Origin of the sequence: Bradyrhizobium vignae, from assembly GCF_004114425.1 — a bacterium.
Classification (GTDB): domain Bacteria; phylum Pseudomonadota; class Alphaproteobacteria; order Rhizobiales; family Xanthobacteraceae; genus Bradyrhizobium; species Bradyrhizobium vignae.
Genome location: NZ_RDQF01000051.1, coordinates 5,001 through 24,096 on the forward strand (window position 1 = coordinate 5,001; position 19,096 = coordinate 24,096).

At 61.9% G+C, this 19,096-nt stretch carries 14 protein-coding genes, 2 tRNA genes and 1 rRNA gene; 6 read left to right on the plus strand and 11 right to left on the minus strand.

The window, feature by feature from the left end; all coding sequences use genetic code 11:
- Window positions 1-65: 65 nt before the first annotated feature.
- The 3 genes from EAV90_RS30450 to EAV90_RS30460 all read right to left on the minus strand — a co-directional run bounded on the left by EAV90_RS30450 (window position 66) and on the right by EAV90_RS30460 (window position 1,930).
- Window positions 66-141 (minus strand) — tRNA-Ala (locus tag EAV90_RS30450).
- A 33-nt stretch (window positions 142-174) separates the two neighbouring features.
- Window positions 175-251, minus strand: a tRNA-Ile gene (locus EAV90_RS30455).
- 190 nt (window positions 252-441) lie between these two features.
- Window positions 442-1,930: ribosomal RNA gene (locus EAV90_RS30460) — 16S ribosomal RNA — on the minus strand.
- Window positions 1,931-2,933: 1,003 nt separating this feature from the next.
- Here EAV90_RS30460 and EAV90_RS30465 point away from each other — a divergent pair.
- Both EAV90_RS30465 and EAV90_RS30470 read left to right on the plus strand, forming a co-directional pair.
- A complete protein-coding gene (locus EAV90_RS30465; RefSeq protein ID WP_129145572.1) occupies window positions 2,934-4,997 on the plus strand; it encodes a M23 family metallopeptidase in 2,064 nt (687 codons plus the stop codon).
- 135 nt (window positions 4,998-5,132) lie between these two features.
- On the plus strand, window positions 5,133-5,495 hold the full coding sequence (locus tag EAV90_RS30470) for an SPW repeat protein (protein WP_122400802.1): 363 nt from the start codon (window positions 5,133-5,135) through the stop codon (window positions 5,493-5,495).
- A 71-nt stretch (window positions 5,496-5,566) separates the two neighbouring features.
- Here the strand turns inward: EAV90_RS30470 and EAV90_RS30475 are convergent, their stop codons facing one another.
- Complete coding sequence (locus EAV90_RS30475) at window positions 5,567-5,980, minus strand: hypothetical protein (RefSeq protein ID WP_122400801.1); 414 nt, start codon at window positions 5,978-5,980, stop codon at window positions 5,567-5,569.
- A 242-nt stretch (window positions 5,981-6,222) separates the two neighbouring features.
- Between EAV90_RS30475 and EAV90_RS30480 the strand changes: the two genes are divergently transcribed.
- Together EAV90_RS30480 and EAV90_RS30485 are read left to right on the plus strand one after the other, a co-directional pair.
- Window positions 6,223-7,842, plus strand: coding sequence for an NHL repeat-containing protein (locus EAV90_RS30480; RefSeq protein ID WP_129145573.1), 1,620 nt, complete (start codon window positions 6,223-6,225; stop codon window positions 7,840-7,842).
- A gap of 53 nt (window positions 7,843-7,895) precedes the next feature.
- On the plus strand, window positions 7,896-8,192 hold the full coding sequence (locus EAV90_RS30485; protein ID WP_244607856.1) for a hypothetical protein: 297 nt from the start codon (window positions 7,896-7,898) through the stop codon (window positions 8,190-8,192).
- 283 nt (window positions 8,193-8,475) lie between these two features.
- Here EAV90_RS30485 and EAV90_RS30490 read toward each other — a convergent pair whose 3' ends face one another.
- The 4 genes from EAV90_RS30490 to clpB form a co-directional block, all read right to left on the minus strand.
- The gene (locus EAV90_RS30490; RefSeq protein ID WP_129145574.1) at window positions 8,476-9,405 is read right to left on the minus strand and encodes a hypothetical protein; all 930 of its coding nucleotides are present in this window, start codon (window positions 9,403-9,405) and stop codon (window positions 8,476-8,478) included.
- 46 nt (window positions 9,406-9,451) lie between these two features.
- Entirely contained in the window at window positions 9,452-10,180 is a 729-nt protein-coding gene (locus tag EAV90_RS40230; RefSeq protein WP_197711526.1) for a lysozyme, read from the minus strand.
- An 11-nt stretch (window positions 10,181-10,191) separates the two neighbouring features.
- Window positions 10,192-11,190, minus strand: coding sequence for a hypothetical protein (locus EAV90_RS30500; protein ID WP_122400797.1), 999 nt, complete (start codon window positions 11,188-11,190; stop codon window positions 10,192-10,194).
- Window positions 11,191-11,573: 383 nt separating this feature from the next.
- Window positions 11,574-14,213 carry an ATP-dependent chaperone ClpB gene (gene clpB / locus EAV90_RS30505; protein WP_122400796.1) on the minus strand — a complete coding sequence of 880 codons (2,640 nt, stop codon included), beginning with the start codon at window positions 14,211-14,213 and terminating at the stop codon, window positions 11,574-11,576.
- 241 nt (window positions 14,214-14,454) lie between these two features.
- Here clpB and EAV90_RS30510 point away from each other — a divergent pair, with 241 nt between their 5' ends.
- Complete coding sequence (locus EAV90_RS30510) at window positions 14,455-15,243, plus strand: MOSC domain-containing protein (protein WP_122400795.1); 789 nt, start codon at window positions 14,455-14,457, stop codon at window positions 15,241-15,243.
- A gap of 119 nt (window positions 15,244-15,362) precedes the next feature.
- Here EAV90_RS30510 and EAV90_RS30515 read toward each other — a convergent pair whose 3' ends face one another.
- Window positions 15,363-16,022: a TIGR02594 family protein gene (locus tag EAV90_RS30515; protein WP_122400794.1), complete on the minus strand. Its 660-nt coding sequence runs from the start codon at window positions 16,020-16,022 to the stop codon at window positions 15,363-15,365.
- Window positions 16,023-16,237: 215 nt separating this feature from the next.
- On the opposite strand from EAV90_RS30515, the gene EAV90_RS30520 reads away from it, so the two are divergent.
- The gene (locus tag EAV90_RS30520) at window positions 16,238-17,101 is read left to right on the plus strand and encodes an alpha/beta fold hydrolase (protein WP_122400793.1); all 864 of its coding nucleotides are present in this window, start codon (window positions 16,238-16,240) and stop codon (window positions 17,099-17,101) included.
- Between the two features lie 77 nt (window positions 17,102-17,178).
- Here EAV90_RS30520 and metW read toward each other — a convergent pair whose 3' ends face one another.
- Both metW and metX read right to left on the minus strand, forming a co-directional pair.
- Window positions 17,179-17,841: a methionine biosynthesis protein MetW gene (gene metW, locus EAV90_RS30525; RefSeq protein ID WP_122400792.1), complete on the minus strand. Its 663-nt coding sequence runs from the start codon at window positions 17,839-17,841 to the stop codon at window positions 17,179-17,181.
- Between the two features lie 2 nt (window positions 17,842-17,843).
- Window positions 17,844-19,046, minus strand: a complete 1,203-nt coding sequence (gene metX, locus EAV90_RS30530) for a homoserine O-acetyltransferase MetX (RefSeq protein WP_122406366.1) — start codon at window positions 19,044-19,046, stop codon at window positions 17,844-17,846.
- Window positions 19,047-19,096: the final 50 nt, after the last annotated feature.

Below are 19,096 nucleotides of genomic sequence, written 5' to 3' on the forward strand. Positions count from 1 at the left end.
CAGACTAGCAGGATGCGAAGTGATGTTTCGCGGACGACGGTCAAGATCTCGGTGATCAAACCATCTGGTGGAGCCAGACGGGATCGAACCGACGACCTCATGCTTGCAAAGCACGCGCTCTCCCAGCTGAGCTATGGCCCCGTAACCAGAAGACGAATGCTCACTCGATGAAAGTGGTGGGCCTGGGAAGACTTGAACTTCCGACCTCACGCTTATCAAGCGCGCGCTCTAACCAACTGAGCTACAAGCCCCTAACGCACATCCCGTTAAGGACCCTGGATCCTGCCGTTGCAGGCCCAGCGCGTGTTCGTCCGCGAAGAAAGAGAAACGAAGACGGCGAAATCCCGCCAATGCAGCTCAACGATCTGGCGATCTGTTGGCCACTGATGTTTCTAAAACGATCCGATAGTGAGCGTGAGCTCGCTGAAGGATCATCCTTAGAAAGGAGGTGATCCAGCCGCAGGTTCCCCTACGGCTACCTTGTTACGACTTCACCCCAGTCGCTGACCCTACCGTGGCCGGCTGCCTCCCTTGCGGGTTAGCGCACCGTCTTCAGGTAAAACCAACTCCCATGGTGTGACGGGCGGTGTGTACAAGGCCCGGGAACGTATTCACCGTGGCGTGCTGATCCACGATTACTAGCGATTCCAACTTCATGGGCTCGAGTTGCAGAGCCCAATCCGAACTGAGACGGCTTTTTGAGATTTGCGAAGGGTCGCCCCTTAGCATCCCATTGTCACCGCCATTGTAGCACGTGTGTAGCCCAGCCCGTAAGGGCCATGAGGACTTGACGTCATCCCCACCTTCCTCGCGGCTTATCACCGGCAGTCTCCTTAGAGTGCTCAACTAAATGGTAGCAACTAAGGACGGGGGTTGCGCTCGTTGCGGGACTTAACCCAACATCTCACGACACGAGCTGACGACAGCCATGCAGCACCTGTGCTCCAGGCTCCGAAGAGAGGGTCACATCTCTGCGACCGGTCCTGGACATGTCAAGGGCTGGTAAGGTTCTGCGCGTTGCGTCGAATTAAACCACATGCTCCACCGCTTGTGCGGGCCCCCGTCAATTCCTTTGAGTTTTAATCTTGCGACCGTACTCCCCAGGCGGAATGCTTAAAGCGTTAGCTGCGCCACTAGTGAGTAAACCCACTAACGGCTGGCATTCATCGTTTACGGCGTGGACTACCAGGGTATCTAATCCTGTTTGCTCCCCACGCTTTCGTGCCTCAGCGTCAGTACCGGGCCAGTGAGCCGCCTTCGCCACTGGTGTTCTTGCGAATATCTACGAATTTCACCTCTACACTCGCAGTTCCACTCACCTCTCCCGGACTCAAGATCTTCAGTATCAAAGGCAGTTCTGGAGTTGAGCTCCAGGATTTCACCCCTGACTTAAAGACCCGCCTACGCACCCTTTACGCCCAGTGATTCCGAGCAACGCTAGCCCCCTTCGTATTACCGCGGCTGCTGGCACGAAGTTAGCCGGGGCTTATTCTTGCGGTACCGTCATTATCTTCCCGCACAAAAGAGCTTTACAACCCTAGGGCCTTCATCACTCACGCGGCATGGCTGGATCAGGCTTGCGCCCATTGTCCAATATTCCCCACTGCTGCCTCCCGTAGGAGTTTGGGCCGTGTCTCAGTCCCAATGTGGCTGATCATCCTCTCAGACCAGCTACTGATCGTCGCCTTGGTAGGCCATTACCCTACCAACTAGCTAATCAGACGCGGGCCGATCTTTCGGCGATAAATCTTTCCCCGTAAGGGCTTATCCGGTATTAGCCCAAGTTTCCCTGGGTTGTTCCGAACCAAAAGGTACGTTCCCACGCGTTACTCACCCGTCTGCCGCTGACGTATTGCTACGCCCGCTCGACTTGCATGTGTTAAGCCTGCCGCCAGCGTTCGCTCTGAGCCAGGATCAAACTCTCAAGTTGGACTTGAACTTTGAACCGGCTGATCACAACGTTTGACGAGGTCCCACCATTTTTCATCGGCCGAAGCCGAAGAGCTGCCTGCGATTCACATCGCTGGCAACGATGGTGTTTCCTTTAAACGTGTACCGCCGAAGTCTTTCGTCCGGTCTCGATCAGAAAAGCCGAGGCTTTTCAGAAGCGAGACCCGCAAGGACTCCGCCGTCCACGTTTCTCTTTCTTCATCTTCACTTGTCAAACAGCCCGGAACCGGAGAGGTCCCAACCTTCCGAGGAGGAAGGGTTCCGACACCCTTACCGACGATGAATGACTCCAACCGACTTGACGTCGATTGTTGTGTCACTCAACAAGGTGAGGAGCATCAGTGGCGCGTTCGCTCGCCTCGGTCAGTGACCCGGCGGCGCCGCGCTCAGTGGTTGGGGTTATAGGCCCCACCTTCCGGGCTGTCAACGCCAATCGTCAACAAATCGTCGCACAGTGGATCATCGAAAAAATTCCAGCGATTCCAGTCGATTAGAGCGTCAACGGGCGCACGGACGGTGACCGCGCCGCAAAAAATCTCAAAAAAAATTTGCGCCCTAGGGAGCTCCGGAGGGGCTCCAGGGGGTCTCCGGAAGCGGCTCTGGGCGCCCCCCGGGCAGCCTCCGGCGCCCCCCGTTTCAGGAAACTTTTTCCATATTTGGCGCCGTACTTGAGCCACAATCCCGCGGCGTTCTGGTAAGAGACAAGCTTGAATCGCTGGGATGCCTGTGGGGGCTGCCGGCGATTTTCATGGGGTCAGAGGAAGGCGATCTTGCAGATGACGCGACCTTCTTCGGACATTCGAGAGACATCGAGAGACCTTTTTCCGTTTAGCTGTTCGTAATTTCGGCCGGCCCGTCATCGGGGCCTTCTGACCGCGAACGCCTATGCGGCTTGCCGTTTTCCCGCGATACGCCTCGAAGAGGGCGACCGGGAAGAGGCTCGAGACAGGGGGCTTTTGGGTCGTTGAATCGGGGGACTTGGGTTGAACCACAGGACGTCACGCGGCGCTTACGGGCGTGAGACCGGGATCATCGATCTCGGCCACGAGCCGCCGCTGTCCGTCGATGGTTCTGAAGCCGCCGTGATCGACCGCCGCCGCGTCTCGGTGCAATGGTTCAGCGGGACAATCTTGACCGGACTCTGCGGCGCGGCCCTGATCGGCGGCGCCGTTTTCGCGTCGCTCGACGGCGAAATGACCTTCGCCAAGGTGCCGGAGCGGGTCGAAGGCGCGCTGCGGGGTGCATTCGGCGCCGCCGATCGCGCCGCCACGCTGCACAAGAGCGACCGCCTGCCGCCGCCGAGCGAATCCACGGCTTCGCGCAACGTCATGCGGGTTTCGACGGTCGCCCGCGTCGGCAACCGTGACGTGATGCGCGTGCGTCCCTTCGTCCGGATCGCAGGCAACCTGTCGATGACGACGAGCGACCTGTCGGCGAAGATCCCGCCGTTCAACGCCCAGCGCCTGCTCACCGATGTCGGTTCCGATCCGAAGACGGCCTCCGACGATCCCAACAATCCGGAAGCCGTCGAGCCCGACGCGGAAGTGTCCTTCGTGACCAAGGACCTGTCGCCGGTGCTGCCGAAGGCCAAGATTTCCGCGGTGGTGGCGCTCGACGACATCCTGATGCGGGTGCGCGATGCCGCCAACTGGCGCGGCAATGGCGGGGTGCGCTACGCCTCGCTCGCCAATGCCACAGCCGACGTCTCCGGTGCGACCGGTCCCTCCGACATCAAGATGGCCTACGCCACCGAGGTGTCGCCGTCCGACCCCTATGCGGGCTTCAAGACGCGCGTGGTGCCGGAAAACGTCACGCTGCTGCCGAAGACCAAGGAGCAGATCACCGGCGGCAATCCCAACGGCGAACGCGTCCACATCGTCAAGAAGGGCGACAGCGTCGCCTCCGTGCTGCGCGATCTCGGCGCCAATGCCGACGAGATCAAGGCGATCACCGCAACGCTCGGACCGCGCGGCCGCGACGGCGGCCTCAAGGAAGGCGAGAAGCTCCGCATTCTGATGGCGCCCGCAAGCCCGGGCGCCCGCTTGCAGCCCTATCGCGTCGTGGTTGCAAACGACACCATGGTGGAAGCGATCGCGGCACTGTCCGATCTCGGCAAATACGTCGCGGTCGACGTCTCCAGCATGAACACCGTCGCCGATACTGCGGCGAGCGCCAGCAGCGACGACGAGGACGATGACGACGGCTCCGGCGTGCGGCTCTACCAGAGCATCTACGAGACCGCGATGCGCAACAAGGTCCCGATGCCCGTCATCGAGGACATGATCAAGATCTATTCCTACGACGTCGATTTCCAGCGCAAGGTGCAGCCGGGCGATTCCTTCGACGTTTTCTACGCCGGTGAAGACGAGGGCGTGACCGCGACCGAAAAGAACGACGTGCTGTTCGCTTCCCTCACGGTCGGCGGTGAGACCAAGAAATACTACCGCTATCAGAGCCCCGACGACGGCCTCGTCGACTACTATGACGAGACCGGCAAGAGCGCGAAGAAGTTCCTGGTCAGGAAGCCCGTCAACAACGCCATCATGCGCTCCGGCTTTGGCGGCCGCCGCCATCCGATTCTGGGTTATGTGAAGATGCACACCGGCGTCGACTGGGCCACCGCCTACGGCACGCCGATCTTCGCCTCCGGCAACGGCGTGATCGAGAAGGCCGGCACCGAGGGCGGCTACGGCAAATATATCCGCATCAAGCACAACAACGGCTACGAGACCGCCTACGGCCATATGTCGGCCTTCGCCAAGGGCATGGAAGCCGGCAAGAAGGTCCGGCAGGGCCAGGTGATCGGCTTCGTCGGCTCGTCCGGCCTGTCGACCGGTCCACACGTCCATTACGAGATCCTGGTCAACGGCCGCTTCGTCGACCCGATGCGCGTGAAGCTGCCGCGCGGCCGTTCGCTGGAAGGCCCGATGCTGGCAAGCTTCGAGAAGGAGCGCGACCGGCTCGACGGCATGATGAGCGGCCGGAGCGGCGCCATCGCCCGGATGTCGGACGCGACCGGCGGGCCGTTGCAGGTCACCAACCGGTAAATCGGTCGAGGCCGGCCTCGTGGCCGGGCTGGCCGCGCTTCCCATCATTCAATTTGGCTGGAACCGCAGGGAACACGCTGGGGAATGGCCCAGTTGTTGTGTTGCATGAGGGGGCCGAGCTCACGGAGGAATGTCATGGAGAACTGGACGAACGCAAAATGGTGCGACGTCGCGAACCTGATCCTCGGCGCATTCCTGTTCGTCTCGCCCTGGATTTTCGGTTTCGATGCCGGACCGGCCTCTCAGAACGCGTATGTCGCGGGCATCGTGATTGCGATCCTGGCCGTCGCAGCGCTCGCAGCCTTCGCGGTGTGGGAGGAGTGGCTCAACCTGATCGTCGGCCTTTGGACGCTCATTGCGCCCTGGGTGCTCGGGTTCCAGGGTGCCAAGACGGCAATGACCGTTCACGTCGTGGTCGGCATTCTGGTCGCCGTTCTTGCTGCGGTCGAGATCTGGATGATGTCCCAGAACCCGCCGCGGCTGACGACGAGCCGATAACAGTCAACGCCCATCCGCCCCACTCCGTGGGCGGGTGGGGCATCAGCTCGACCGCGATCTGCGCGCTGGCGTCAGGAAAGCACCGACGCCCGCACGATCACGAAGACGATTCCAATCGCTGTCGGCCCGAATGAGACGGCGGCCAGCGGCAACAGGACGTCGATCGCGGCGTGCGAACCGTGAAGCTTCGCGCCCCAGACCCTGAATTCGCCGGCTTCCCAATCATGCAGCGACGTCGGCCCCAAATGCCGTTCGTACGGCATTTGATATCGCCTCCAGACACGCGAAATGATCCATGGCAGCAGGATCGCGACCACGAACAGCAGCGTGACCAAGGCGAGGGAAAGGCTGACATCACTGCGACGGTCAAACAGTGCCCACGCCATGAGCGCGAACCATGCGACGAGGCCGACTGCCGCCCCGTAGATCTTGGGATGAAGTTCGTCGAAGATGGGATGATTGGTGGCGACGAGATCTCGTTTCATGACGATATCCTGCGCTGGCTGCGAAGCAGGCTTCGGCGGCGAGCGGCACCGACGGCTCTCGTTAAAGCCCGGACGGAGCTGCTGTGAGCATCAGGTAAAGCCGGCAATCAGCGAACATTTTCAGAGGTGCGATGGCATGAGACGCCGTAGGGCCGCACCGCCTTGCCGCACTACAACGTGAAGTTTCGTTTGCCAAAGCCGCGTGACGGGCGAATACTTTCCCGAAAATGGGAGGTCACGCCATGAAAACCAGGCTCGCCTGCGCAGCCGTCGCCGCTGCGCTTTTCGCCGCCACGAGTGCATCGGCCGACAGCTGGGAGGTCACCCGGCTCGTTGCCGGCTCGGCGTTCCACGGCGTGCACGGGCTCGGAATCGACAAAGCCGGCCATCTGTTCGCCGGCAGCGTCGCGGGCGCAGCGCTCTACGAGGTCGACATTGCGGGCGGCACCGCCAAGGTTGCAATCCCAGCTCCAGTCGGAATGGCCGACGACATCGCGTTCGCGCCTGATGGCACCATGGCCTGGACCGGCTTCCTCGCGGGAGATCTCTATGCGCGCAAGGGCGACGGACCGATCAAGAAGCTTGCGAGCGGCCTTCCCGGCATCAACTCGCTCGCCTTCCGCAAGGACGGCAGGCTCTACGCCACCACCGTCTTCCTCGGCGATGCGCTCTACGAGATCGACGTCGAGGGCGTCAAACCGCCCCGCCAGATCATGGAGAAGATGGGCGGCCTCAACGGCTTCGAGTTCGGTCCCGACGACAAGCTCTACGGTCCGCTCTGGTTCAAGGGACAGGTCGCCAAGGTCGACGTCGACAAGGCCGAGCTGACCGTCGTCGCCGACGGCTTCAAGGTCCCGGCGGCGGTGAACTTCGATTCCAAGGGCAACCTCTTCGTGGTCGACACCGCGCTCGGCCAGCTGGTCCGGGTCGACCCCAAATCGGGTGCCAAGACCATGGTCGCGCAGCTGAAGCCGTCCCTGGACAATCTGGCCATCGACGACAAGGACCGCATCTACGTCTCCAACATGGCCGACAACGGAATCCAGGAGGTCGACCCGGCGACCGGCCAGGCCAAGCAGATCATCATCGGCAAGCTCGCCCTGCCCGGCGGCATCGGCGTCACATCAGATAACGGCAAGGATGCCATCCATGTCGCCGACGTGTTCGCCTATCGCACCGTGGACGGGGCGACCGGCGAGGTCACCGAGAAGGCGCGCATGCACGCTGCCGGCGTCGCGCTCGAGTATCCGATGAGCGCGACGGCGAACGGCAACGACGTCGTCCTGTCGAGCTGGTTCACCGGCACGGTGCAGGTGATCGACGGCAAGACCGGCGCCACGCGCGAGATGCTGCACGACTTCAAGGCGCCGCATGACGCGGTCGTGCTCGCGGACGGCAGCATTCTGGTGGCCGAGCTCGGCACCAAGTCACTGGTCAAGGTGAGCGGCGAGCACGGCAAGGATCGCAGCACGCTGATCGGCGCGCTCGAAGGTCCGGTCGGCCTCGTTCGCGGGGCGACTGACGAGGTCTACGTTACCGAAGCCTTTGCCGGCCTCGTCTCCAGGATCGACAGCAATGGCGAAAAGACCGTGGTCGCCAAGGAGCTGAAAATGCCTGAAGGCATCGCGCGCACCGGCGACGGCAAGCTGATCGTGGCGGAGGTCGGCGCCAAGCGGCTGATCGAGATCGCACCGGACAGCGGCAAGATCACCGAGATCGCCGCCAATCTTCCGATCGGCCTGACCGGTGCCCCCGGCGGCTTGCCGACGCATATCCCCACCGGTGTCGCTGTCGGCGCGACGGGCGCGATCTACTTCAGCTCGGATATCGAGAACGCGATCTACAAGGTGGTGAAAAAATAGCATCCGCCGGACCAGACCCTGACCGCGGAACCCGCGCTCGGGTTCCCCGTTAGATGCTGACGGAAGCCGACCAGCAGGAGGATCGCCCCATGACGCGCCTCTCACGCGACGATGTCGTCAAGGCCGTGGATCGGGCCGACGACGTCACCATTGCCCAGATCATCGGGACCGGCGCGACCGTCGAGGAACTCGCCGAAGCCCAGGCTTGGCTCGCCAACGACGAGCCGATGATCAACGATTTGCGCCCACTGGCGCAGGGCCGGGTCCGCGAGCTGGTGGATATTTTGTCGGAGCTTGAGGAGGAGGAGGAGGACGGCATCGAGCCGGGGCCGGCCGCTACAGGCGGGTGATAGCAGGCAAGCTGGAGAAGTTCTCCAGGATCAGGTGCCTCTCGGGGCCGAGCAACGAAGTCATTATCGACGAAGCCTTTCCCGGCGCCGCGTCCAGGATCGACCTAATTCTGCGCACCACTTACAGCGCCATGATGCACTGCCAGATCGAGGGGATCACCGCTGCACAATCGCCGCCTAAACTAGACGATCAATTTCACGAACTCGCCTTCCAGCTGTTGGCAACTGAGCAATCGCGGATAAAGTTGCGCGGGCCGTGCCGCTGAGGAAAAGTCCGAAAGACTTAAACCAAAGCACCGTCCCGGATCACCAGCGACACATGCGGCAACCTTGTGTTGTTGCTGTTAGGAAATCTATCTCCGAGATGTTCTTTAATACTGTCAATCAACGCAGTTACGCGCGCCCAGCTGTCGGAAAATAGCAGATTGGTACCCGCACTGATCACATTCGAAGTCAAGTTTATACAACCAGTGCTCATTAGATAACCGGCTGCGCAGTGAATGAGAATTCCAGACCGGGAACCGGTCTCCTCAACTCCAATGCAAGGCCACGGTCTCATCCTAATATTCGCAGGCCTTGCGTAACCAATCGTCTTGTACTTGTTCGTAGCCCCGCTTGCGTGCGTGAAGAGCGGATAAATTCCGGCTGCTATGCGGCGATGTCTAGCGACTCCCGTCGATCCATTATCATCTGGTCCTTGCCGTTCCACCGCCATCCCAAAAACGTCCGCGATCGGGGCACGATTGAAATAAGCCTGATAGCGCGAAACCGTTCGGTCGAAGCCCATGCCCGGTCTTCGCTCGGTCCTGATGCGATCGAGACAAAGCACGTAGCCATCGAGATCGGGAGCGTTTGGAACGACGGTCGGCGGAGGCTCAACGAGCGCCGGAGCTTTGGGTGGCGAAATCCTGATTGTGAAAAGATTGCCGGCTTCCGGGATTACCGTAAAGGTCGAGCCGCTTCCCTTGAAAACGGCCACCTCCTCATCAACTGCGGCTTGGCTCAATCCAGTAAGCTCGAATGGAGCGCTGTTATCGGCAACGGCCGACGTCGCGCCCGGAATGATCATTCCTTCTGGATATGTAGCTCGTACAGTGAACAAACCACCCGACTCTCTAATGATTTCAATCGTTGGGCTGTCGATGCCAAGATCAATTGCGCGTTGGTCAGCTTCGGCCTTGGTGAGCCCAGGAATTTCGACCACCGGCAACATCGTCAATCTCCTTCGTTCAATGATGATGCTTCGATCAAACGCCAAATCAGTCGGGAATGCCGTCGTAATTCTTGTCCGGTATGCTCTGGAATAACAATGCCTCGCATGCACGGCGACGCGTCAGTCCGGGCAGCTCCTTGCCCTTCGCTTTATTCCAACGCTTGAATTCTTGCGCTGCGCCCGCGTAATCCTTGGCATTCAACTTCTTCAATAGGGTTGAGCCTTTCAGGCTCGGTGCTCCCACATTGAATGCGAATGAAACCAGGGCATCAAACTGATCCTGATTGATCGGTACCGTAACCATACTGTTTACGGCTCGAACGAATACCTGCATGTCGTTCTGGAATTCTGCGTCGCACTCCTGCTGGGTCCAAATGTCACCTACTTTAAAAGTGCGGCCGTTATCGTTCGTGTGCCCCCAGCCGATGGTCAAGACCTGAACCGGATCGAAGTAAGCCTGGAAGCCTGTAGGTACGGCACGCATGCAACTCTCGAACGCCTTGATGAGTGCTATCCCCTTTTCTCCGAGTTGTTTTGTCTTCCTATTCTTGGGAGCTGGCGGCGGCGGAGCGACATGCTCCCCCGGTGGCCTAGGTTCTTCGTCGGGCATTGCGCTCGGAATGTGTACATCATCTGGATAGGTGGCGCGGACGGTAAATGTCCCGTCACCCGGCTCGATGATTTCAACCGGAACGCTGTCGATCATAAAATCTTCTGCGCGTTGCTCGGCTTCAACCCGCGTTGTCAATCCCGGAACTTCAACGACCTGCGACATTGCCACCCCCGCTATTGAATGAACTTCGCCAGCGACCCGTCGGCACAGGGACTCCCTGAGGAACGAGAGACGATGCACGCAGAAATTCTTCGACGTAGTCCCGAGAATTCGGGCCGAGTCACAATCACGCCGATTGCGATTTTGTCGCTGCCAAGCAGTCTTCCGATATACGCCTTCAGCTCTGGATCAATCGTCTTCGCCCCGTTGGGGAATAGCAACGAGCGCAAATCAATGTAGCTCGCATCGCTTGCCGGTTTGGTGATCCGCACGGTCGCCGCCGTACTGACTGTACGGGCATCAACCATTGGATGAGCAGCAGCCTGCTCGAGCGCAACCGTCCCACCTCTTTCAAACAGCTTGACGGTCGTATTAATTTGCGTCTCGATCGTCATAGGCATGCAGAGGCGCAGATATTGCCGCAGCGCGTAAATCGCGGCAGGTCTATTGTCGATCACTACTGGAAGCGTTTCGCGATACTTTTGTTGCCGCGTGAGAACGACCGATTGCACAGTTGATTTTTCGACTTCGAAGATGAAGCGGCTGTTGAAATTTGTGAACGCATGGGAAGCCAGGCCGAAGGCTGCGCCCACGACGGCAATGGCCTTGGTCGGATCAGCGGCCGTAGCTCCGAGGATTAGGAGAGTTGCCGCTTCCGTGTCCAAGATCTGCTGATGAATTGGTCCAACCCAACGGCGTTTATTGTCTAGCCAGGTGAGATACGCGTCGCAGCGGCGATCGATGTCATTCATGCCAGCCTGAACGAAGATCTGCCAATTCCTGCTGACGGGCGGCTCACGACAGAAAAGAATTTCCCCCCTCTCCTCGTATGAAAGTCCTGCCTGTTGGCAGATATATCCGACATATATTTCCTGAAGACGCGCCTGATTCACAGTTTCCGGTGCATAGAGCTCAGTTCCGACCCCCTCGTTCGTATAGCGCCAATCAAGGGTATCGCAGCCGCCCAAAAACAGCGCCAGCGCAACGCAACTCGCAACGATACCCGTACGCATCGCACGCCCCCAAAAAATTCCTTTCGGGTTATGGCGAGCCGCCCTGTGTCCAAGAAGCACGCTCTCACGCGAACAATGTCCCGCGCAGGCCGTGCTTCGCCACAACCCCTCAAATATTGGATAGGGAGTGTGCCGAGCCTCGATCAAATTGTTCAAGCAGATTCATGCACGCTCAGAGAGAAAGCGCAATGCGTGTTCTATTTATAACACACTGCTCCAGCATGCGCTGTAGTGACGCACCCGGTGGTTGTGCTATTTGTCGTGCATAGAGTGCAGCACCGGACCGCCTCGTCGCCTGAAGCACAACGCTCGCCTCATGATATGAAAAAACCTCCCCGCATAGCGGGGAGGTTTGGACAGGTTCGCTGCCACGTTAGGCGTGCTCAGTTCAACTTCCGCTTCGGCACCGGCGCCTCGAACTGCGTGATCTCCGCGGTCTGCGGTGCCTTGCCGTTGAAGGTCAGCACGTTGCCTTCGGAGGAGATCGCGACCGTGTCGCCATCCCTGACGTCGCCGGCGAGGATCATCTCGGCGAGCGGGTCCTGGAGGTAGCGCTGGATCACCCGCTTCAAGGGCCGTGCGCCGTAAGCGGGGTCCCAGCCCTTGGCGGCGAGCCAGTCGCGGCCAGGGGCATCGAGCGTCAGCACGATCTTGCGATCGGTCAAGAGCTTCTGCAGCCGCGCGAACTGGATCTCGACGATCCGGCCCATCTCGCTCTTCTGCAAGCGGTGGAACAGGATGATCTCGTCGACGCGGTTGAGGAATTCGGGGCGGAAATGCGCCCGCACCATTCCCATCACCTGCTCGCGCACCGCCGAGGTATCCTCGCCCTCCGGCTGGTTCACCAGGAATTCCGAACCGAGATTCGAGGTCATGATGATCAGCGTGTTGCGGAAGTCGACGGTGCGGCCCTGGCCGTCGGTCAGACGGCCATCGTCGAGCACCTGCAGCAGGACGTTGAAGACGTCAGGGTGCGCCTTCTCGATCTCATCGAACAGCACCACCTGGTAAGGCCGGCGCCGCACCGCCTCGGTGAGCGCACCGCCCTCGTCATAGCCGACATAACCCGGAGGCGCGCCGATCAGCCGCGAGACCGAGTGCTTCTCCATGTATTCGGACATGTCGAGCCGGACCATCGCGGTCTCGTCGTTGAACAGATACTCCGCGAGAGCCTTGGTCAGCTCGGTCTTGCCGACGCCGGTCGGCCCCAAGAACATGAACGAGCCGGTGGGGCGGTTCGGGTCCTGCAGGCCTGCGCGCGAGCGGCGCACGGCGGTTGCGACCGCACGCACGGCCTCGGCCTGGCCGACGACCCGCTTGCCGAGCTGCTCCTCCATCTTCAGGAGCTTCTCCTTCTCGCCTTCCAGCATCTTGTCGACGGGCACGCCGGTCCAGCGCGAGACCACCTGCGCGATGTGGTTGGCGGTGACCGCCTCCTCCATCATCTCGCCGGCGTTCTCCTTGGCCTCGATTTCCGACAGCTTCTTCTCGAGCTCCGGGATCCGCCCATAAGCCAGCTCGCCGGCCTTCTGGAATTCGCCGCGCCGCTGAGCGTTGGCAAGCTCGACACGCAGGCCGTCGAGCTCGGCCTTCAGCTTCTGGGCGTTGGAGAGCTTGTCCTTTTCCGCGCTCCAGCGCGCCGTCAGCGCCGCCGACTTTTCTTCCAGCTCGGCCAGCTCCTTCTCGAGCGCTTCGAGCCGGGTCTTGGAACCGGGATCGCTTTCCTTCTTCAGCGCCTCTTGCTCGATCTTGAGCCGGATGATCTCACGATCCAGCGAATCCAGCTCTTCCGGCTTGGAATCGACCTGCATCTTCAGCCGCGCCGCGGCCTCGTCCATCAGGTCGATCGCCTTGTCGGGGAGGAAGCGGTCGGTGATGTAGCGGTTGGACAGCGTCGCGGACGCCACCAGCGCGGAATCTGCGATCCGCACGCCATGGTGCTGCTCATACTTGTCCTTGAGGCCGCGCAGGATCGAGATGGTGTCCTCGACCGAGGGCTCGCTGACGAAGATCGGCTGGAAACGCCGCGCCAGCGCCGCGTCCTTCTCGACGTGCTTCTGGTATTCGTCGAGCGTGGTCGCGCCGATGCAGTGCAGCTCGCCGCGGGCAAGCGCCGGCTTGAGCAGGTTGGAGGCGTCCATCGCGCCATCGCCCTTGCCGGCACCGATCAGCGTGTGCATCTCGTCAATGAAGAGAATGAAGGTGCCCTCGCTCCCGGTCACCTCCTGGAGCACCGCCTTCAGCCGCTCCTCGAACTCGCCGCGGTATTTTGCACCGGCGATCAGCGCACCGAGGTCGAGCGCCAGCAGCTTCTTGTCCTTCAGGCTCTCCGGCACGTCGCCATTGACGATGCGCAGCGCGAGGCCTTCTGCGATGGCAGTCTTGCCGACGCCGGGCTCGCCGATCAGGACGGGATTGTTCTTGGTCCTTCGCGACAGCACCTGGATGGTGCGGCGGATCTCCTCGTCGCGGCCGATGACCGGATCGAGCTTGCCGTCGCGCGCGGCCTGGGTCAGGTCGCGGGCATATTTCTTCAGGGCATCATAGGCGTTCTCGGCGGTCGCGGAATCCGCAGTCCGGCCCTTGCGCAGCGCCTCGATCGCGGCATTGAGGTTTTGCGGGGTGACGCCGCCCTTGGCGAGGATGGTGCCGGCCTCGCTGGTCTTCTCCAGCGTCAGCCCGAGCAGCAGCCGCTCGACGGTGACGAAGCTGTCGCCGGCCTTCTCGCCGGCCTTTTCGGCGGCATCGAAGGTGCGGGCGAGCTCGGGCGCCAGATAGATCTGCCCGGCGCCGGCGCCGGAAACCTTCGGCACCTTCTTAAGGGCGTCCTCGGTCGCCTTCAGAATGGCACGGGAATTACCCCCAGCGCGGTCGATCAGACCGGCCGCGAGGCCCTCATTGTCGTCCAGGAGGACTTTCAGGACGTGCAGGGTGGAAAACTGCTGATGCCCCTCGCGCATCGCCAGCGACTGCGCCGACTGGATGAAGCCCCTGGAGCGTTCGGTATACTTCTCGATATTCATCTTTTCTGTCCCTCGGCCTGCCCTTGGGGCCCTCTCAGGCACCCCAATACGGCATCTTCATTGGGTTTCCGCTTACCGCATTGAGGTTTCTCAAGCAGCAAACGGCCGTCTCTTGCCGGCGTTGCCGCCGGCCTGACGCAGATGTGGGAAGCGGCTTGCGGATGCGAAAGAGGCGGCTTCACAATTTCGTGCGCACGTGGGCGGGCTTGGCGGTGGCGGGCCGAATCCCTTAAGTAGCAGCATGACAGCCAGCCATACTGCCGAGATCACCGGCCTCTATCGCTACCCGATCAAGGGCCTGACCCCGGAACGCCTGTCGCGCGCCCCGCTGCGGGTCGGCCAGACCCTGCCGGCCGACCGCCGCTACGCCATCGAAAACGGCCCGAGCGGGTTCGACCCTGACGCTCCCGAATGGAAGCCGAAAATCCAGTTCCTGATGCTGGCGCGCAATGAGCGGCTGGCCGAGCTCGACAGCCGGTTCGACGACGCCACCAATGTGTTGACCATCCGCAAGGACGGCCAAATCGTCGCCAGCGGCGATCTCGAGACCACCACCGGACGCGCCGCCATCGAGGCTTATTTTACTGAGAACTTCCAGCCCGAGTTGAAGGGCCCGCCCAAGGTTCTGTCCGGCCGCGACCACAGCTTCTCTGACGTCGCCCGCAAGGTCGTCTCCATCATCAATCTCGGCAGCGTTCGCGCGATCGAGACCATGCTCGGCGGCGCCGCCGTGCATCCCCTGCGCTTCCGCGCCAATCTCTACGTCAAGGGCTGGCCGGCCTGGTCAGAGCTCGATCTCGTCGGCCAGACGCTTGCGATCGGGCAGGCCCGGCTGAAGGTGATCAAGCGCATCGTCCGCTGCCCGGCCACCAATGTCGATCCTGAGACCGCCAAGCGCGATCTCGAAATTCCGCCCACGCTCTCGCGCCATCTCGGCCACATGGACTGCGGCATCTACGCCGAGGTGATCGCAGACGGTGACGTCGGCGTCGGTGACGCCGTCCAGGTGGAAGAGCCGAAGCTGCTGTGAGCCAACGCTGTCTTCACGCACTCCGTCATTGCGAGGAGCGAAGCACGAAGCAAATCCAGAGTATTTCCGCGGAGGGATTCTGGATTGCTTCGCTTCGCTCGCAATGAGGGTGACGAGCCTCAATTCGGCATCACATACGCGTAAATCCGGCCGCGCGAGACCGGCGCTTCGCGGACGCGGTTGCCGTTGTTGCCGGAGATCATGATCGGATTGCCCTGCGCGTCGATGCCGGTGATGATGCCGACATGGCCGCCGCGGCGGCCGCGCGACATCACCGCGATGGCGCCGACCTGCGGGCCTGAGACGCGCGTGCCGTAACGAGCGAACGAGCTCGCCATATCGGAGCCGGTGCCCTTATGTCCGGTATGCTCCAGCACCATGTTCATGAAGCGCGCGCACCAGAGACTGCCGCGCCCGGTCGGATTGCCGCCGAGATAGCGGCGCGCCTCGGACACGAGGCCCGATCCGCCGGCCAAGCCGCCGCTCGCAGCCATGCTGTCATTGCCCGTGCCGCCGCCGTTGGCATTCGGATTGTAGCTGGCCTGCGTGTCGGCGAAGCCGCCCGCCTGCAACTGCGCGGCGCTGCGCTCGAAGCGCGAGCCGCGTGCATGATGGCGGTGGTGATGATGCCTGGCGTGGTGCACGTAAGCGTGCCGCTCTGCGCTATGACGATGATGTGGCCGGGCCGAGGCCGGAGAAACGAACGCGGCAACCGCCGCGAAGAAAAACGCCAGCGCGACAACACACCGCGACAGGCGGAACGCAAACAACTCGACCATACGTCATCCTTCGTTACACCCCACTTCCCGTCGGCCCGTGCGGTGGCCGACATCCGGCGGGCCGTAAAGCTTCCGGATGTGGCGAGAAAAAGACGCCACGCCCGGGCGAATGGCTGCGATGATTGTGTATCGGGACTGGCCTGATGCTGCCGCATTGCGGACAACTGCGTTAACTGCGATCCTGCAAACGCGGCTTGAAGAGAGGGAAACAGTTAATGCCCCACGCCACGACCAGGGACGACGTTCGCATCTATTTCGAAGAGGCGGGTCAGGGAACGCCGATACTTTTTCTGCACGAGTTCGCGGCCGACTACACCAATTGGGAGCCGCAGATGCGCTACTTCTCGCGCGGCCACCGCTGCATCACCTATTCGGCGCGCGGCTACACGCCGTCGGACGTGCCCGACGGCGAGGTCTACACCTACACGCATTTCTACACCGATGCGCTTGCGGTGCTCGATCACCTCGGCATCGAACGCGCACATCTGGTCGGGCTGTCGATGGGTGCCTACTCATCGCTGCAGATCGGATTGAACACGCCGCAACGCGCGCTGTCGATGACGCTGGCCGGGGTCGGCTCCGGCTCGGAGCTCGAGAACCTGGAAGCCTGGCGCAAGCAGTGCCGCGCCAATGCCGAGCAGTTCGAGACGCTGGGCTCCGCCGAGGTCGCGAAAGTCACGCGCGAGGCGCCGAGCCGGATTCCGTTCCTGGTGAAGGACCCGCGCGGCCACGCGGATTTCTATGCCGCCCTGGCGCGGCACGATGCCAAGGGATCGGCGCGCACCATGCGGGGCTTCCAGGGCGGCCGCCCCTCGATCTACACGATGACGGATGCGATCGCGAAGGTGTCGACGCCCGCGCTGATCATCTGCGGCGACGAGGACGATCCCTGCATCGGGCCGAGCCTGTTCCTGAAGAAGCACCTGCCCGCAGCGGGCCTCGCGATGTTTCCGAAATCCGGCCACGTGCTCAATCTCGAGGAGCCGGCGTTGTTCAACAAGAGCGTCGAGCGGTTCGTCACGCTGGTTGAGGCGGGCCGCTGGCCGGTGCGGGACCCGAGGTCGCTGGCCGCGCATTGAGGCAGTGGCTCACCACACGCGTCGCAATGACGGAGGATAGATCTCGACTCCTCAACTCATGGAGCGCGGATGGACAGCTACTTCCCTCCACCCCGGCTCAGCAGAAACACGCCTTGCTCGCCGAACATGTTCCACACCCACCAGGGCAGGTTCAGCGGCACGGGGCGGCCGTGGAGATCGAGCGCGATCGAGCGCTCCATCTTGACGTTGATCTCGTCGCAGAGCTGCACGAAATCCTTGATTGTGCAGAAATGGATGTTGGCGGTGTCGTACCAGGTCGCCGGCAGATTCTCCGTGCGCGGCATGTGGCCGCCGATCAGGAGCTGGAGCCGCATCTTCCAGAAGCCGAAATTCGGGAACGACACGATGGCGCGGCGGCCGATGCGCAACAGGTTCTCCAGCACGACCTTCGGCTGCCGCGTCGCTTGCAGCGTCTGCGACAGAATCACATAGTCGAAAGCGTCGTCGGGATAGTTGACGAGGTCGGTGTCGGCATCGCCCTGCACCACCGCAAGCCCCTTGGCGACGCAGCGATTGACGCCCTCACGCGACAGCTCGATGCCGCGGCCGTCGATGCCGCGGGTTTCCAGCAGCTGGAGCAGATCACCGTCGCCGCAGCCGACGTCGAGCACTTTGGAGCCCGGCTTGACCATCTCGGCGACCAGCAGGTGGTCGGCACGAAACTGGCCGGACGGCGCGGTCGCAACGCGGTTCAGAGGCAGCACTTGCTGGACGGACATTGCTAGCGGTCCTTGAGGCTGACCCCGCGGGCCTTGCCTGCCGATTGCAGGAAGGCGCGGGAGATGTCGAAAAATTCGGGCACGTCGAGCAGGAAGGCATCATGGCCGCGATCGGTCTCGATCTCGGCGAACGACACCCGCGCGCTCGAAGCGTTCAACGCATGCACCAGCGCGCGCGATTCCGAGGTCGGGAACAGCCAGTCGCTGGTGAAGGAGACCACGCAGAAGCGGGTCTTGATGTCGGCGAAGGCCTTGGCCAGCACGCCGCCGTGATCGGCGGCGATGTCGAAATAGTCCATCGCGCGCGTCAAATAGAGATAGGAGTTGGCATCGAAGCGCTCGACGAAGGACGAGCCCTGGTAGCGCAGATAGCTTTCGACCTGGAAGTCGGCGTCGAACGAGAAGGTCGGCAGCTCGCGGTCCTGCATGCGCCGGCCGAACTTGCGGTGCAGCGCCGCATCCGAAAGATAGGTGATGTGCGCCGCCATCCGCGCCACCGCGAGCCCGCGATGCGGATGGATGCCGCGGTCGGCATAGCCGCCACCGTGCCAGTCGGGGTCGGCCATCACGGCCTGGCGGCCGAGTTCGTGGAAGGCGATGTTCTGCGCAGAGTGCCGCGTCGCGCAGGCAATCGCCAACGCGGAGAACACGCGAGCAGGATATGCCGCGGTCCATTGCAGCACCTGCATGCCGCCCATCGAGCCGCCGACGACGGCAAACAGCGTGTCGATGCCGAGCCGGTCGATCAGCATCGCCTGCGCCCGCACCATGTCGGGGATGGTGATGACAGGGAAATCCAGGCCCCAGACCTTGCCGGTCGCGGGATTGATCGACGCCGGCCCGGTCGAGCCCATGCAGCCGCCGATCACGTTGGAGCAGATGATGAAGTAGTGCTTGGGATCGATGGGTCGGCCGGGGCCGACCAGCGTCTCCCACCAGCCGGGCTTGCCGGTGACGGGATGCACATTGGCGACATGCTGGTCGCCGGTCAGCGCATGGCAGATCAGCACGGCGTTGGAGCGATCGGCGTTGAGCTCGCCATAGGTCTGGTAGGCGATCTGGAACGGGGAGAGGTCGACGCCGCAATCGAGCCGCAGCGGCTGCTCGGTGCCGAAATGCGCGACTTGCGAGCTTGGATGATCCACCTCGTGCGACCGTTCGTCGGCGCTGATCGCAGGACTCGGTATCGACTTGACGCTACCCATCTCGGACATCGACCTCGTTTGCGACTGGCTACTAGACCGCGCCGCTGACA